Source organism: Sphingomonas sp. P4_D12 (assembly GCF_056401895.1).
In genome coordinates this window covers 460,917-476,831 of sequence record NZ_JBFUIL010000005.1, presented here as the reverse complement: position 1 = coordinate 476,831, position 15,915 = coordinate 460,917, and the positions used below count along the sequence as shown (strand labels likewise).

General features: G+C 64.8%; 17 protein-coding genes. 8 read left to right on the top strand and 9 right to left on the bottom strand.

The features are described 5' to 3' along the window. Positions 1-143 precede the first annotated feature (143 nt). Positions 144-3,599, bottom strand: coding sequence for a transcription-repair coupling factor (gene mfd / locus AC1DSD_RS12390; RefSeq protein WP_478030398.1), 3,456 nt, complete (start codon positions 3,597-3,599; stop codon positions 144-146). Positions 3,600-3,755: 156 nt separating this feature from the next. Then, positions 3,756-4,022 carry an FAD assembly factor SdhE gene (locus AC1DSD_RS12385; RefSeq protein WP_478030396.1) on the bottom strand — a complete coding sequence of 89 codons (267 nt, stop codon included), beginning with the start codon at positions 4,020-4,022 and terminating at the stop codon, positions 3,756-3,758. A gap of 72 nt (positions 4,023-4,094) precedes the next feature. Between AC1DSD_RS12385 and recG the strand changes: the two genes are divergently transcribed. Continuing rightward, on the top strand, positions 4,095-6,146 hold the full coding sequence (recG, locus tag AC1DSD_RS12380) for an ATP-dependent DNA helicase RecG (RefSeq protein ID WP_478030394.1): 2,052 nt from the start codon (positions 4,095-4,097) through the stop codon (positions 6,144-6,146). Positions 6,147-6,172: 26 nt separating this feature from the next. On the opposite strand, the gene AC1DSD_RS12375 is transcribed toward recG, so the two are convergent. The 5 genes from AC1DSD_RS12375 to serS all read right to left on the bottom strand — a co-directional run bounded on the left by AC1DSD_RS12375 (position 6,173) and on the right by serS (position 10,940). After that, a complete protein-coding gene (locus AC1DSD_RS12375; RefSeq protein WP_478030393.1) occupies positions 6,173-6,490 on the bottom strand; it encodes a PilZ domain-containing protein in 318 nt (105 codons plus the stop codon). Positions 6,491-6,576: 86 nt separating this feature from the next. Continuing rightward, positions 6,577-7,803, bottom strand: a complete 1,227-nt coding sequence (gene tyrS / locus AC1DSD_RS12370) for a tyrosine--tRNA ligase (RefSeq protein WP_478030392.1) — start codon at positions 7,801-7,803, stop codon at positions 6,577-6,579. Positions 7,804-7,828: 25 nt separating this feature from the next. Continuing rightward, on the bottom strand, positions 7,829-8,905 hold the full coding sequence (locus tag AC1DSD_RS12365) for a peptidoglycan DD-metalloendopeptidase family protein (RefSeq protein WP_478030391.1): 1,077 nt from the start codon (positions 8,903-8,905) through the stop codon (positions 7,829-7,831). Further along, entirely contained in the window at positions 8,902-9,666 is a 765-nt protein-coding gene (gene surE / locus AC1DSD_RS12360; RefSeq protein ID WP_478030390.1) for a 5'/3'-nucleotidase SurE, read from the bottom strand. Before surE ends, AC1DSD_RS12365 begins: the two co-directional genes overlap by 4 nt. After that, positions 9,663-10,940 carry a serine--tRNA ligase gene (gene serS / locus AC1DSD_RS12355; RefSeq protein WP_478030389.1) on the bottom strand — a complete coding sequence of 426 codons (1,278 nt, stop codon included), beginning with the start codon at positions 10,938-10,940 and terminating at the stop codon, positions 9,663-9,665. The genes surE and serS overlap by 4 nt, the downstream gene beginning before the upstream one ends. Positions 10,941-11,026: 86 nt before the next feature. Here serS and AC1DSD_RS12350 point away from each other — a divergent pair, with 86 nt between their 5' ends. The 5 genes from AC1DSD_RS12350 (at position 11,027) to AC1DSD_RS12330 (ending at position 13,729) form a co-directional block, all read left to right on the top strand. Further along, positions 11,027-11,467 (top strand): host attachment family protein, encoded by a 441-nt coding sequence (locus AC1DSD_RS12350; RefSeq protein WP_478030388.1) that lies wholly within the window; start codon positions 11,027-11,029, stop codon positions 11,465-11,467. A 36-nt stretch (positions 11,468-11,503) separates the two neighbouring features. Next, the gene (locus AC1DSD_RS12345; RefSeq protein ID WP_478030387.1) at positions 11,504-11,683 is read left to right on the top strand and encodes a hypothetical protein; all 180 of its coding nucleotides are present in this window, start codon (positions 11,504-11,506) and stop codon (positions 11,681-11,683) included. A 30-nt stretch (positions 11,684-11,713) separates the two neighbouring features. Continuing rightward, positions 11,714-12,256, top strand: coding sequence for a hypothetical protein (locus AC1DSD_RS12340; RefSeq protein WP_478030386.1), 543 nt, complete (start codon positions 11,714-11,716; stop codon positions 12,254-12,256). 531 nt (positions 12,257-12,787) lie between these two features. Further along, positions 12,788-13,246 carry an RNA polymerase-binding protein DksA gene (gene dksA, locus AC1DSD_RS12335; RefSeq protein WP_478030385.1) on the top strand — a complete coding sequence of 153 codons (459 nt, stop codon included), beginning with the start codon at positions 12,788-12,790 and terminating at the stop codon, positions 13,244-13,246. A 108-nt stretch (positions 13,247-13,354) separates the two neighbouring features. Then, positions 13,355-13,729, top strand: a complete 375-nt coding sequence (locus tag AC1DSD_RS12330) for a PilZ domain-containing protein (RefSeq protein WP_478030384.1) — start codon at positions 13,355-13,357, stop codon at positions 13,727-13,729. Positions 13,730-13,775: 46 nt separating this feature from the next. Here AC1DSD_RS12330 and AC1DSD_RS12325 read toward each other — a convergent pair whose 3' ends face one another. Continuing rightward, positions 13,776-13,931 carry a YdcH family protein gene (locus AC1DSD_RS12325; protein ID WP_478030382.1) on the bottom strand — a complete coding sequence of 52 codons (156 nt, stop codon included), beginning with the start codon at positions 13,929-13,931 and terminating at the stop codon, positions 13,776-13,778. A gap of 144 nt (positions 13,932-14,075) precedes the next feature. Here AC1DSD_RS12325 and AC1DSD_RS12320 point away from each other — a divergent pair, with 144 nt between their 5' ends. Together AC1DSD_RS12320 and AC1DSD_RS12315 are read left to right on the top strand one after the other, a co-directional pair. Beyond that, positions 14,076-14,273, top strand: coding sequence for a YdcH family protein (locus tag AC1DSD_RS12320; RefSeq protein ID WP_066811480.1), 198 nt, complete (start codon positions 14,076-14,078; stop codon positions 14,271-14,273). A gap of 84 nt (positions 14,274-14,357) precedes the next feature. Then, positions 14,358-14,819, top strand: a complete 462-nt coding sequence (locus AC1DSD_RS12315) for a DUF1465 family protein (protein WP_478030381.1) — start codon at positions 14,358-14,360, stop codon at positions 14,817-14,819. Between the two features lie 33 nt (positions 14,820-14,852). Here the strand turns inward: AC1DSD_RS12315 and AC1DSD_RS12310 are convergent, their stop codons facing one another. Then, positions 14,853-15,806 carry an NAD(P)H-dependent flavin oxidoreductase gene (locus tag AC1DSD_RS12310; protein ID WP_478030380.1) on the bottom strand — a complete coding sequence of 318 codons (954 nt, stop codon included), beginning with the start codon at positions 15,804-15,806 and terminating at the stop codon, positions 14,853-14,855. Positions 15,807-15,915: the final 109 nt, after the last annotated feature.

Sequence of the window (15,915 nt, the reverse complement as noted above, 5' to 3'; positions counted from 1 at the left end):
GCGCGAATCCTGGCGTTACGTTCAGGGAGTAAAGATTAATTCTTTTTGGACCAATTTCTTGCCAGGTCAATCGATCGCGCAAATGCACGCCGATCCGCATCGCGTTGGCGACGATGGTCAGCGTGGGATTTAGAGCGATGGGCTTATCCCGCTGCCTTCGCCAGTCCCTTCGACAATTGCAGCGCGCCATTGAGCCGCGCCTGCGGATCGCCCCATTCGCGCGCGATCACCAGCTTGCTGTCGGGACGCAGCTTGGCGACTCCTTGCAGCCGCGCGACATAAGCGAGCAGGCCATCGATATTGGGCGGCTTGTCGTCGTGGAAGCTGACCAGCGCGCCCTTCGCGCCGACGTCGATCTTGGCGACACAGGCCTTCTTGGCGTTGAGCTTGATCTCGATGAGCTTGATCAGGTTCGCGGTCGGCTCGGGCAGGGGGCCGAAACGGTCGATCATCTCCGCGGCGAAGGCCTCGATCCCGTTCTGGTCGTCGAGTTCGTTGAGGCGGCGATATAGGCCCATGCGCAGGTCGAGATCGGGGACGTAATCCTCGGGAATCATGATCGCCGCGTCGACGGTAATCTGCGGGCTGAAATCGCGCGGACGCTGCGCCAGGCCGCCGGCGCGGGCGTCGAGGATCGCTTCCTCGAGCATCGATTGGTAGAGTTCGTAGCCGACTTCGCGAATATGCCCCGATTGCTCGTCGCCGAGCAAATTGCCCGCGCCGCGAATGTCGAGATCGTGGCTGGCGAGCTGGAACCCGGCGCCCAGCGTGTCGAGATCCGACAGTACCTTGAGCCGCTTGTCGGCGGTCTCCGTGATGATGCGATTGGCCGGCGTGGTCAGATAGGCATAAGCCCGTGTCTTGCCCCGCCCGACGCGGCCGCGCAGCTGATACAGCTGGGCGAGGCCGAAACGGTCGGCGCGGTGGACGATCATCGTATTGGCGCTGGGGATGTCGAGCCCGCTTTCGACGATCGTGGTCGACACCAAAACCTCGAACTTCTTGTCGTAGAAAGCGGACATCCGCTCCTCGACTTCGCCGGCCGCCATCTGACCGTGCGCGACGACATAGCGCACCTCGGGCACGTGTTCGCGCAGGAATTCCTCGATCTCGGGCACATCCTTGACTCGCGGCGTCACGAAGAAGCTCTGCCCGCCGCGATAATGTTCGCGCAGCAACGCCTCGCGCAGCACCACCGGATCCCAGGGCATGACATAGGTGCGTACCGCCAGGCGATCGACCGGCGGCGTCTGGATCACCGACAATTCGCGCAAGCCCGACATCGCCATTTGCAAGGTGCGCGGGATCGGCGTGGCGGTCAGCGTCAGGACGTGGACGTCGGTCTTGAGCGCCTTCAGTCGTTCCTTATGAGTGACGCCGAAACGCTGCTCCTCGTCGACTACGACGAGTCCGAGCCGCTTGAACTCGATGCCCTTGGCCAGGATCGCGTGCGTGCCGATGACGACGTCGATCGTGCCGTCGGTCAGACCTTCCTTGACGGCCTTTGCCTCGGCACTGCCGACCAGCCGCGACAGCCGCCCGACCTTGATCGGGAAGCCTTCGAACCGCGCGACGAAATTGTTGTAATGCTGGCGCGCGAGCAGAGTGGTCGGGCACACCACCGCGACCTGCATCCCGCCCATCGCCGCGACGAACGCGGCGCGCAATGCGACCTCGGTCTTGCCGAAACCAACATCGCCGACGATCAGCCGGTCCATCGGCTTGCCCGAGCCGAGATCGTCGAGCGATTCGGCGATCGCGCGGTCCTGATCGTCGGTTTCCTGATAGGGAAAGCGGTCGACGAACGCCGGATAGCCCGACGAATCGGGCTCGGCGACATCGGCTTGGCGGAGCGCGCGCAGCGCGGCGGTCGCGATCAACTCGCCGGCAATCTCGCGGATGCGCTCTTTCATCCGCGATTTGCGGCGCTGCCACGCCTCGCCGCCGAGGCGGTCGAGCGTGCCGCCTTCGTCGCCGCCGTAACGGCTCAGGACTTCGAGATTCTCGACCGGAACGTAGAGCTTGTCGCCGCCGGCATAGGTCAAAGCGACGCAATCGTGCGGCGCCTTCTGCACCGGGATCTGGGTCAGGCCTTCGTAGCGGCCGATGCCGTGATCGGCATGGACGACGAGATCGCCCGGCGTGAGCGTCGCGAGCTCGGCAAGGAAGGCATCGGCCGACTTCTTGCGGCGATTGCGGCGGACCAGGCGGTCGCCGAGCATATCCTGCTCGGTGAGCAAGGCGATGTCGGGTGCGGTGAAACCGTGATCGAGCGGCAGGATCGTGAGCGCGACACCGCGCTCCGCGGCGCCTTGTGCCTCTTGCCAGGTGTCGACGAGCTTCAGCCCGGTCAGCTCATGGTCCTTGAGCAACCCGGCAAGGCGTTCGCGCGACCCGGCCGAATAGCTCGCCAGGATCGGTTTCTTGCCGTCTTTCTGCAGCTTGTCGAGATGCTCTACGACCGCTTCGTAGATGTTGACGCCACTCGCGCGCTCGGGCGTGAAGTCGCGCGGGCCATCGACCTCGAAATCGAGCACGGTGTCGCTCGGTGGTTCGTGGAACGGCGTGGCAAGGTGCACCTTGGCCTGATCGAGCCGCGTCGCCCATTCGTCGGGCAACAAATAGAGCGCGTTCGGCGCGAGCGGACGATAGCTGCCCGGATCGCTCGACTGCGCCTTCAGGCGATTGGCGTGATAGTCAGAGACGGCCTCGAACCGCTGTTCGGCCGCCGCGGTGACGCCCGATTCGCGGATCACCAGCGCGTCGTCGCCGAGATGGTCGAACAGAGTCTCCAACCGCTCTTCGAACATCGGCAACCAATGTTCCATGCCGGCCAGCCGACGCCCGTCGCTGATCGCCTGATAGAGCGGGTCGCCGGTCGCGGTGGCGCCGAACTTCTCGCGATAGCGTGTGCGGAAGCGCTTGACCGATTCCTCGTCGAGCAGGGCTTCGGAGGCCGGCAGCAGAGTGAATCCATCGACTCGGCCGGTGGTGCGCTGGTCGGCGGCATCGAAGGTGCGGACGCTCTCGATCTCGTCGCCGAAGAAATCGAGGCGCAACGCCTGTTCCTCACCGCTCGGGAACAGGTCGACCAATCCGCCGCGCACAGCGAACTCGCCTTGGTCGTGGACCGTGTCGGTGCGGACATAGCCATTGGCCGACAGCAATATCGCCAATTTGTCGCGGCCGATCCGCTCGCCCGGCGCGAGGCGCGCGACGAGTTGGCGGATGCGGAACGGCGTCAGCGTGCGCTGAGTCGCGGCATTGGCGGTGGTGACGACGAGCTGCGGCTTCTTCGGCGCCTGTTGCAAGCGGTGGAGCGCGGCCAGGCGTTCGGCCATGACGCGTAAGGTCGGGCTGGCGCGGTCATAGGGCAGACAATCCCAGGCCGGATAGGTGACGATCTCGATCTCGGGCGCGAAATACCCCGCGGTCGCCGCGACAGCACGCATTTCGGCCTCGTCGGGCGCGATCAGCACCACGCGGCCCGGTGCCTGCGCGCGGGCGAGGTCGGCAAGCAACACCGGCAGGAACCCCGCCGGGACGCCGGCGAGGGTCAGGGGTGCTTTCGCGGAGAGGATCTTGCGCGGGTCGGTCATTTTTCTTCTTGTTCCCCTCCCTGCAAGGGAGGGGTTAGGGGTGGGTTCGGCGCGTAGCGCCGATCGATTGGCTTAGGGCTCGTTCCGGACGCCCGCCCGGCTTACGCCGGGGTCGCGACCCACCCCTTAATCCCCTCCCTTGCAGGGAGGGGAGAGTTACTTCTGGATCGGCACGAAATTCAGTTGCTTCATCGCATCGATCATCGGGCCTTGCCATTGCACCGGGACATCCTGCGTTCCGATCGCCCAAGCCATGATGTCGACATCCTGTTCCTCGAGGAACGCTTCGAACCAGTCGATCTCGGCGTCGTTCCACGTCGCGCCATGCGCGTCGAAAAATCCGCCGATCATCAGATCGGCTTCCTTGGTGCCGCGGTGCCAGGCGCGAAAGCGCAGGCGCTTGAGGCGGATATCGCGGTCCATTGGTCTCCAACGACAATTGGCCGGCAGCGCTTTGACGCGCAGTCGGCTGGGGCTAGGGAGAGCGAGATAGCTATGCGCCCCGATATCCTCAACCCGCTCTTTGCCGAAGTGACTGCGCTCAAGGGCGTGGGACCGGCGCTCGCCAAGCCACTCGACCGGCTGGGGCTGCACCGGGTGGTCGATGTCGCCTTCCATCTGCCGACCGGGTTCATCGACCGGCTACCGCGCGACGAGCTCGACATGGCCGATGCCGGACGGACGATCGCGATTACCGTGACGCCGGTCGATTACCGCATCAGCAGCAGTCCGCGCGGGCCGACGCGGGTTCACGCGACCGACGCCAAGGGCAATTATGTCAGCCTGATCTATTTCGGCGGCTCGTCGGGCTGGGTGAAGAAATTGCTGCCGCTCGGTGAGGCCAAGCGCATTTCGGGCAAGCTCGAAATGTATGGACAGGAATTGCAGATCGTCCATCCCGACTTGGCCGATCCCGGCGAGGGCTTTCGCGAGCGCGAGGCGATCTATCCGTTGTCGGAGGGGCTGACCTCGCGCCGGCTGGCGCAGATGGCGCATCAGGCGATCGAGCGCGCGCCCGATCTGCCCGAGTGGATCGAGCCGGGGGTCAAGACGCAGCATCAATGGCCCGACTGGCGCGAAGCGCTCGCCCGGGCGCATGCCGATCCCGCCGATCACAAGGCGCGCGAGCGGCTCGCCTATGACGAATTGTTCGCCAACCAGCTCGCTTTCATGCTGGTGCGGCAATCGTCCCGCGCGCGGCGTGGACGCGCGCTTAACGGCGACGGGCGGCTGCGTGCCATGCTCAACCTGCCTTATGCGCCGACCAATGCCCAGGCACGGACGATCCGCGAGATCGAGGGCGACCTCGCGCAATCGTCGCCGATGCTGCGGCTGCTCCAGGGCGATGTCGGGTCGGGCAAGACCCTGGTCGCGACGATGGCGCTGCTGATGGCGGTCGAGGCGGGCGCGCAAGGGGCATTCCTGGCGCCGACCGAGATCCTGGCGCGGCAGCATTACGACACGCTGCAGCGCATGCTCGCCGGGCTGCCGGTCAATGTCGCGGTGCTGACCGGACGCGACAAGGGCAGGGTGCGCGAATCGACCTTGATGGGACTGGCGGATGGATCGATCCACATCCTGGTTGGGACGCACGCCATCTTCCAGGAAGCGGTAGCCTATCGCGATCTCGGTCTGGTCGTGGTCGACGAACAGCATCGCTTCGGCGTGGCGCAGCGGCTGTCGCTGCAGGAGAAGGGTGCCGCGCCGCATTTGCTGGCGATGACCGCGACGCCGATCCCACGCACCCTGACCCTGGCGCAATATGGCGAGATGGACGTCAGCCGGCTCGACGAGATGCCGCCGGGACGCCAGCCGATCGAGACGCGGGTGATGTCGGAGGACCGGCTGGGCGAGATCGTCGAAGCGCTCGGCCGGCATCTCGACAGCGGAGGTCAGGCCTATTGGGTGTGCCCCTTGGTCGAGGAAAGCGAGAAATCGGACCTCGCCGCGGCCGAGGCGCGGGCGGGGTCGCTCCAGGCGCGGTTCGGCGATCGTGTCGGGCTGATCCATGGCCGCATGAAGCCTGCCGAGAAGGACGCGGTGATGGCGCGCTTCGCCAGCGGCGATCTCGGCGTGCTGGTGGCGACCACGGTGATCGAGGTCGGCGTCGACGTGCCCAATGCGACGCTGATCGTGATCGAGCATGCTGATCGGTTCGGTCTCGCCCAGCTTCATCAGTTGCGTGGTCGCGTCGGGCGTGGGACGGGGCGATCGATCTGCTTGCTGATCCGCGGCAATGGCTTGAGCGAGACATCGCGCGCGCGGCTGGCGTTGATGCGCGAGACCAACGACGGCTTCCGTATCGCCGAGGAAGATTTGCGGTTGCGCGGGGCTGGCGAGATGCTCGGGACGCGTCAGTCCGGCGAGCAAGGCTATCGCCTGGCGACGCCCGAGCATTTCGCTTCGCTGCAACAAACCGCGCATGACGACGCCCGACTGATGATCGATCGCGACGGTGGCCTGGACGGCCCGCGCGGTCAGGCGGCGCGGATCGCGCTGTACTTGTTCGAGCGCGATGCCGGGGTGCAATTGCTGCGGTCGGGCTAGGGCGGCCTGCCCCTGGGCAACCGCCCTCAGCGAACGTTCTTGAGCAAGGCCGAGAGCAGTTCGTAATATTCGGCCATGCCGATCGGCCGGTCGAGCTCGCAGCCGATCCGCCCGCCAAGCGACCAGCGGACCTCGGCGACGATCACGCCGACCACAGGAAGGGTGATGTGCAGCCGTTCGCCGATCGGGCGGTCGGCATCGACTCGCGCCATCAGCCCCTGGGCCGACATGTTGACGACCAGCACCGATACCGGCCGGGCATCGCCGCCGAAAGCGCGCGCACGGTAATGAACCTCATCCCGTGGAGCATCGCGTTGATCGCTATAGGCCAGTGCCGCGCCCATCGAGTCCTTTCCCGTTCGCTACGATGAGTAACGACCAGCCCATGAAAAGCTTGAAAAGGAACGTGTTTAACGGCTGTTAGCCATATTCACGCCGGCGTGAGCAAGCCGTGATGCTTCTTGCCCGCCGACACGCGCACCGGATTTCCCGTCATCACGATGGTGAACGCCTCGTCCGCCACCTTCTCCCCGTCGACCCGCGCGCCGCCACCGGCGATCAACCGCCGCGCCTCGCCCTTGGACGCGCAGAAGCCGAGCCCGATCAGCGCATCGACCAGGCCGGTCGAGCCGGACACCGCAAACGTGGGCAGGTCGGCGCCCGCCGATCCTTCCTCGAACGTCTTGCGTGCAGTCTCGGCGGCCAGGTTCGCTGCCTCCTGGCCGCGGCACAAGGCCGTCGCCTCGTTGGCGAGCACGATCTTGGCCTGGTTGATCTCTGCACCCTCGAGCGATTCGAGCCGGGCGATTTCGTCGAGCGGCAGGTCGGTGAACAGGCGCAGGAAACGGCCGACGTCGCGGTCGTCGACGTTTCGCCAATATTGCCAGTAATCATAGGCCGGCAGCGCGTCGTCGTTGAGCCACACCGCGCCGGCCGCGGTCTTGCCCATCTTCGATCCGTCCGCATTGGTGATCAGCGGGGTGGTCAGCCCGAATACCTCGGTCCCGTCGACTCGGCGCGACAGCTCGATGCCGTTGACGATATTGCCCCATTGATCCGATCCGCCCATTTGCAGCCGGCATGCCGAGCGGCGCGACAATTCCAGGAAATCATAGGCCTGGAGGATCATGTAGTTGAATTCGAGGAAGGTCAGCGGCTGCTCGCGATCGAGCCGGAGTTTGACCGAATCGAACGCCAACATGCGGTTGATCGTGAAATGCCGCCCGACGTCGCGCAGGAACGGAATATATTCGAGCTTGTCGAGCCAGTCGGCATTGTTGACCATCACCGCATCGGTCGGGCCGTCGCCGAAGGTCAGGAAGCGTTCGAATACGCGACGGATCGAGGCGATGTTGGCATCGATCGTGGCGTCGTCGAGCAGCCGTCGGCTTTCGTCCTTGCCCGATGGATCGCCGACCTTGGTCGTCCCGCCGCCCATCAGCACGATCGGCTTGTGGCCCGCTTGCTGCAGGCGGCGCAGCATCATGATCTGCACCATCGATCCGATGTGCAGCGACGGCGCGGTGGCGTCGAAGCCGATATAGCCGGGTACGATCTGCTTGGTCGCCAACGCGTCGAGTCCGATTGCGTCGGTCACTTGATGGATATAGCCGCGCTCGTCGAGCAGGCGGAGCAGGTCGGATTTGTAATCGGTCATGATGGCGGCGCGGGTAGCACCGCCACTAGCGACTCGGCAACTTCGACAAGGGATCGACCGGCGTACGGCCTTGCCTGAGTTCGAAATGCACTTCCGGGCGGTCGGCGAAGCCGGTGTCGCCCGACAGCGCGATCGTCTGCCCGCGTTTCACCGCCTGGCCACGAGTCACTATGACGCGGCTGGCATGGCCATAGACGCTGGTCCAGCCATTGCCGTGGCGGACCATGACCAAGCCACCCAGTCCGGCGATGCTGTCGGTAGTGTAGATCACCACACCATCGGCCGCGGCCCGGATCGGCGTCCCCAGCGGCACCGCGATCTTTATCCCGTCATTACGCTCCCCGCTCGCGCCGCCGCCGAACCGCTTGACGACCCTGCCGCTCGCGACCGGCCAGAGGAAAGGCCCGCTGAGCGGCGAGGGCGCGCCCACCGCGACAGTCGAGGGCAGCGCCCTGGTCACCGAAGTAGCGGGGCGAACCGGCCTGACGTTATCCGGAATGGCGGGCTCGCCGCCGCCAGTGGCGATGTCGCCAAGGTCGATCTTGAACGCTGCCGCGCGCTCGGCGAGCGTTTGGGGCGGCCGTGTGCCGCCGGGGATCAGGATACGACGGCCCGACCGCAGCACATAGGGTTCGACCAGGTTATTGGCAGCGACGATGTCGGCCCAGCGGACGCCATAGGCCCGCGCGATCGCGATGCCCGATTCGCCCAGCCGGACCAGATGGTAGCGGCCGCCCGGAATGCGCAATTGTTGCCCGGCGCGAATGGTGAAGGGCGATTCGAGGGCATTTGCCCTGGCGATGATCTCCGAACCTGACCCGGTCTTGTCGGCAACGCCGCGCAACGTGTCGCCGGGCCGGACGATATAGCTCGATTCAGCGATCGTTCGCGCATCGGGTGTGACCGGCTTTGCTTCCCAGGCAGGCGGCGCCGAGGGCGGGGCAGTCATTTCGGCCTGCGGCGGCGGCGGGTCGTAATCTGCGACGGGCGGCGACCCCGCGTCAGATGGCCGCGCATAATCGGTCTGCGGGATGCATCCCGAGAGTCCGAATATCAAAAGGACAAGTGTGATCATTCGCATCGCGGGCCCCCCCTGCGTCATCGATACGCTTTCTCCAGCATAGCCAATGAATCACGATGCGTCAGGTCCATCTGTAACGGCGTCACGGTAATGAAGCCGCGCTCGATCGCCTCCAGGTCGGTATCGGCGGCCGGCGTGTGCTCGACGCGGCCCAGGCCCATCCAATAATAAGCGAACCCGCGCGGGTCGGTGCGCTCGATCACCTTGACGCGGCCATAGTCGCGCAATCCCTGATGGACGACGCGCACGCCCTGCACATCATCGGGCGGAATCGGCGGAAAGTTGACGTTGACCACGACGCGCGGATCGACCGGTGCAGCGATCAACGGCGCCAGCACGCGTTCGCCCCACGCCTCGGCGGTCTCGAACGTAACGTCGTGGCCGGGCGCTTCGGCACCATAACGCTGGCTGATCGCGATCGAGCGGATGCCGGCGAGCGCGCCTTCCATCGCCGCGCCGATCGTGCCCGAATAGAATACGTCCTCGCCCAGATTGGCGCCGCGATTGACTCCCGACAGGATCAGATCGGGCTTGGCGTCGCGCATGACATTGGCCAGCGCGAACATTACCGCATCGGTCGGCGTTCCGCCGACGGCGTAGCGCTTATCGTCGAACCGCTTGACCCGCAGCGGTTCGGTCAGTGTGAGCGAGCGACCCTTGCCCGATTGCTCCTCGGCCGGCGCCACGATGGTGATGTCGTCGGAAAAGCACCGCGCCAGACGTTCGAGCACGGCAAGACCGGGCGCGTGATAGCCGTCGTCATTGGTGAGAAGGATTCTCACGCCTTGGGCTCGAGCCGGTTCAACCCACCGAGATACGGTTGCAGCGCATCAGGGATCGCCACCGCGCGGTCTTCCTGCTGATAATTTTCCAGGATCGCGACCATCATTCGGCCCACGACCAGCCCCGAGCCATTGAGCGTATGGACGAACGCCGGCTTACCATCCTCGCCACGGAAGCGCGCGTTCATCCGCCGCGCCTGGAAATCGGTGCAGGTCGAGCAGCTCGAAATCTCGCGATAGCGCCCCTGGCCCGGCAGCCAGACTTCGAGATCGTAGGTGCGGGCCGCGGAAAAACCCATGTCGCCGGTGCACAGCTTCATCCGACGGAAAGGCAGGCCGAGCCGGGTCAGCACGTCTTCCGCGGCGGCGGTCATCCGCTCATGCTCGGCTTCCGACTGATCGGGCGGCACGATCGAGACCATCTCGGCCTTTTCGAATTGGTGCTGGCGGATGAAGCCGCGCGTGTCGCGTCCGGCGGCGCCTGCCTCCGAGCGGAAGCAGGGCGTCAGGGCGGTGAAGCGCAGCGGCAGCTCGGCGCCGGCCAGGATTTGTTCGCGCACGATATTGGTCAAGGACACTTCGGAGGTGGGTATCAGCCAGCGACCATCGGTGGTCTGAAACAGGTCCTCGGCGAACTTGGGCAATTGCCCGGTACCGAACATCGCCTCGCTGCGCACGAGCAGCGGCGGCACGACTTCCTCATATCCATGGTGTTTGGTCAGCACGTCGAGCCCAAACTGGCCGAGCGCGCGGTTGAGTCGCGCCGCGGCGCCACGAACCAAAGTGAAGCGCGCGCCGGCAAGCGCCACGCCGGTTTCGAAGTCCAGTCCGAGCGCCGGGCCGATGGCGTCGTGCTCGCGAATTTCGAACGCGAAAACGGGCTTGGTGCCACGCTCGTGCATCAATTGGTTATCATCTTCATCCGCGCCGGCGGGCACGTCGTCGAGCGGCAGATTGGGGATCGCGGCCAGCGCCTCATTCAGCGCCGCCTCGGTGGTCCGTTCCTCTTCCTCCAACTCGAGCAGCCGCGTCTTGAGGGTAGCGACCTCCGCCATCAGCGCGCCCGCGGTCGCTTCGTCCTTGGCCGCCTTGGCCGCGCCGATCGCCTTCGACGCCTCGTTGCGGCGAGTCTGGCCGGCCTGCAATTCGGTGATCACAGCGCGGCGCTTTTCGTCCAACGCGAGCAGGTCCGATGCCATCGGTGACAGGCCGCGACGGGCCAGCCCTGCATCGAAAGCTTCGGGATTGTCGCGGATCAGGCGGATGTCATGCATAGCGGCGAGGCTATGGCGGGGCGGGACGAGGCGCGCAACCCGGTGGCGTACTGCGGCGTTCAACTCCCAAACCCGAGGAGAACATCATGCAGCTTCGTCACAATACCCTCGTCGTCGTCGCCGATGGGCGCAAGGCGCTGTTCCTGCGCAATGAGGGCGATGGCGTGCACCCCAATCTGGTGGTCGAACATGCCCAGGACCGGATCAATCCCGCCGATCGCGACCAGAAAAGCGACGCGCCGGGCAGCACCGCCAGCTCGATCGGATCGGCGCGCAGTTCGATGCAGGAAGTCGATTTTCACCAGCAGGAAGAGGATCGCTTCGCCGCCGATGTCGGGGCGATGCTCAAGGAACGCGCGCTCGCCAACGAATTCGAATCGCTCATCATCGCCGCGCCGCCGCACACGCTGGGCGAGCTGCGCAAACATTATCATGTCGAGGTCGCCAACAGATTGGCCGGCGAAGTCCCAAAGAACCTCACCGGCCATCCCATTCCCGAAATCGAGAAAGCCTTGAGCGCGGCTTAGGCCGCGATCGTCTCGGTCTTCTTCTTCGTCAGGCGCTTGCGCGCGACCATTGCGGCCGCGGCACCGCCGAACAACAGGATCATCGGCGGCGCCGGCACCGGAGCAGGCGTGCCGCCGGTCGATCCGGTCGAGGAACCGTGGCCACCGGTCGAGCTCCAGCCGCCGTTCGACGACCAGCCGCCGTTCGAACTCCAGCCCCTGGACGACGAGCCGTAGCTCGACGACGAGGTCGACGAGGAGCCAGACGTGGAGGAAGAGCCCGAGCTGGCGGACGAGTTGGACGAGCTCGATCCGTTCGAGGATGAAGACGTCGAAGACGACGAGCCGTTAGAGGAACTCGAGGTCGACGAGGAGGACGAGACGTCACCCGAAGATGAGGTTGAGGACGACACGTCGCCCGACGACGACGAGGAGACGTTACCCGACGAGGTAGAGGAGGTGCTGCCCGACGAGAAGCCGCCGGTTGAGGAAGAGGTCGAGGACGAACCGCCCGAGCTGGACGAGGTCGACGAGATCGCGATCCCGCCGCTGCCACCGCCACCGCCACCAAAGCCGCCGGCGAAGAATCCGCCACCGCCGCCGCCCCAGCCGCCACCGCTTCCGCCGACGATCGGCACACCGCCGCTCGAGCCGGTGAAGGCAGGCGGCATCGGCAACGGAGCGCCGCCGGCGACCGTCACGATCGCGGGTGGGCAGGTCGTCGTGGTCGTCACCACCTTGCGAACGCGCGATCGGGCGGCGCTCGCTACCCGGGCCCGCACGACATGTCGCTTGTACGTCTTGGCATAAACGGGACGAGCCTTGGCGCCGTCGGCCACTTTGACCGCACCGCCGCCGATAATGGCGCCCCCGCATGCGCAGGCGCATAGTTTAGCCATCGCCATCCGGACAGACATCGCGTCTACTTTCTCTCTAACCGTCGCTGACCCCACAGAGACGGTGGTGATTCTCGCAGTTACTTCGCTGCTAGTGCGATAGTGCAAAACAAAGAATTAAGCGCAATTCCGTTAACCAATTATAGTCGCCCGATTTGATCTTTATATCGATCGATGGGGGTGCGGTTATGGTTAACGTGTCATTGTGATACGACCTGGGTTAACTTCTTCGTCCGATCCAGGGTCTCGACCTGTGACCAAAGGGTGAAGCGGCGGTTCACGCCGTCGTCATCAACTCCCCATTATCGTGCCGCGGACGCGACGGGCTTTTTGTTTGTCGCCAATCGCTTGTGGAGCCGCTTCCACGCCGCTATAGGCCCGCTCGTCATTAGGGGTCCGACAGGCGCACGGGAACAGTGTTCCAAGGGCCAAACGGAGAGTGGGGATGGCAACGGCTTTGAATCGCATGGATGATTCCAGTTTCAGCGTACCGGCCAACGATGGCGACGGCTATCGGCCGAGCCCTGACGAACCTTTTATGAATCCGCGTCAGCAGGAATATTTCCGCGACAAGCTGCTGCGCTGGAAGGAAGCGATCCTCAAGGAAGCGGAAACGACCCTGTCGCAGCTTCAGGTCGAGCCGCTGCGCGAGGCGGATCTAACCGACCGCGCATCGAGCGAGACCGACTGGTCGATCGAATTGCGCACGCGCGATCGCCAGCGCAAGTTGATCTCCAAGATCGATGCCGCGCTGCGCCGGCTCGATGAAGGCGAATACGGCTATTGCGAAGTCACCGGCGAACCGATCTCGCTCGGCCGGCTCGAGGCGCGACCGATCGCGACGATGACCGTCGAGGCGCAGGAGCGTCACGAGCGCAACGAGAAAGTGTCGCGCGAGGATTGATCCGATCCGTTCTGGATCGGATTTTTCGTTGGGCCCGCGGTTTAACGCTTTCGATAATCTTTCGGCCTAAGCGTTCGCGGGCGGCATGGACGCGTTTTTGGCAGGCATATGGACCACGTTTCGCACGATCCCTTAACCGACGGCGGCGCCGAAGACGCGGTGGCACAGCGTAACGACGCGCGCGACAGTCTGTTGCTGGTGGCGCGGTTTCGCATCGAAGGCTCGACTGAAACCACGCAGGTGCGCGTCCGTAACCTGTCATCCGGCGGACTGATGGCCGACGTGCCCAAGCCGATCGATATCGGTACGATGGTCGAGATAGAGGTGCGCGGCGTCGGTTGGGTCAATGGCCGCATCGCCTGGATCGCGGCTGGCCGCGCCGGCGTGGCATTCGATCACCCGATCGATCCTCAGGCCGCGCGCAAGCCGGTCGTAGCCAACTCGGGTCCGGTCAAGGACAAGCCGATCAAGCCGCTATTCTGACGGGACGACCCGGGCGCATCGCACCCGGGCCCCGGTGCACGCGGGATCAGATCGCCGCGATTGCTTCCTTCACACGCAATTTCTGCTTCTTGAGATTCGCGAGGATGCGGGTGTCGGGCGCTGGGCGCTGGCTTTCGGCTGTGATCTGCCGGTCCAACACCAAATGCTTCGCCTCAAGAGCTGAAAGGTGCGAGTTCTGCATGGGAGCGACCTCCTTCATCAAGGTGGGTGGACCAATAGAACACGAGTCGCGCGATTTGTCGCCATCGATTTCACTTTCGATTCGACGCGGCGCATCGTTTTGGCGACAGATCGGTCTTCGAGGGCCCAAGGGACGCGGAGAGCGATGGACGAAGCGCAGATCCACAAACGGCTGGACGCCCTCAGGACCGAGCATCGCGACCTCGACTCGGCGATCGAGGCGTTGCGGGTATTGGGGTCGAGCGACCAGCTCCAGATTGCCCGGCTGAAGAAGCGCAAGCTGTTGTTGAAGGATGAGGTTACCGCGCTGGAGAACCAGTTGATTCCCGACATCATCGCGTGATCGAATCCGGCCCTGATCGAATTTGGGACGCGGTGGTCCTTTCGCCGCTTGCGGGAACCGTCGTTTGTGGCAATCGTGTTGCGCATGACAGGTGAAGTCACCGAACTGCGCATCCATCGCAAAATGATCGACTCGCTCTACGTCGAGGCGATGGTGCTGGCGGACGAGGCGCGCGGCTATTTCGACCAGGGCGCGCGCGTCGAGCGCGAGGCGCTGGATCCGCTCGGCCGCGTCACCTTCTCGTGCGAATCGCTCAAGGTGACGACGCGGCTGATGCACGTCATCGCCTGGCTGCTGACCCAGCGCGCGGTCGATTCGGGGGAATTGTCGCCACGCGACGCGCTCGATCCCGCACGGCGTCTTGGCGATGCGCCGATCACCGACCGCGGGGTGATCGAGCAGATGCCGGCCGATGCGCGCGCGTTGATTACCGCCAGCATCGATCTCCATCGTCGCGTCGCGCGTCTGGACGGCGCGCAGGCCGACTCGTTGCCCGCCGATAGCCCGGTGCAGTGGATGCAGGCCCGTCTGGCAATGGCGTTTTAGAAGGTCGTCATCGCCCGTCGCACTATGTGAGGGTTACAGCGCCGCGATCCGCGCCTTCGCTGCCTTATACTCGGCTTCCAGCCGATCGACGCGCGCCGCTACCGACTCGATCTTGTCGATCACGCCGATGCCCTGGCCCGATCCCCAGATGTCCTTCCAGGCCTTTGCCTCGCGATTGCCGCCGAAGTTCATCGTGCTGAGATCGCCCTCCGGCAGATTGTCGGGATCCATGCCCGCCGCGACGATCGAGCCGCGCAGATAATTGCCGTGCACGCCGGTGAACAGGTTCGAATAGACGATGTCCGCCGCCTTGCTCTCGACGATGCCCCGTTTGTAGGCCTCGACGGCATTGGCTTCGTCGGTCGCGATGAAAGGCGAGCCGATATAGGCGAGGTCGGCACCCATCGCCTGGGCGGCAAGCACCGCGCCGCCGGTCGCGATCGCGCCCGACAGGACCAGCGGGCCATCGAACCATTGCCGGATTTCCTGGGTGATCGCGAAAGGCGACAAGCGTCCGGCATGGCCACCGGCGCCCGCCGCGACCGCGATCAGCCCGTCGGCGCCCTTTTCGATCGCCTTGCGCGCGAAGCGGTCGTCGATAATGTCATGAAGAGTGATCCCGCCCCAAGCGTGCACGGCCTGATTGAGTTCCTCGCGCGCGCCGAGCGACGTGATGGTGATCGGCACTTGCCATTTCGCGCAGATGGCGAGGTCGCCTTCCAGCCGGTCGTTCGACTTGTGGACGATCTGATTGACGGCGAAGGGGGCGGCGGGGCGATCGGGATTGTCCCGATTCCACGCCGCGAGTTCCTCGGTGATCCGATGCAGCCATTCGTCGAGCAGGGTCTGCGGCCGCGCGTTCAAGGCCGGAAAGGACCCGACGATTCCCGCCTTGCACTGGGCGATTACCAAATCGGGTCCGGAGATGATGAACAGCGGCGACCCGATCACGGGCAGGCGCAGGCGATCGAATATCGGCGTCCTCATGCCGGTTTCATAGCGCAACCGAAACCACAGTCCAGCAGCCCGGAAAAATTTTCGAATTGACGGTACGGAATGGGCGAATCTGGCCGAATCGATCCATTTGCCATTCGCA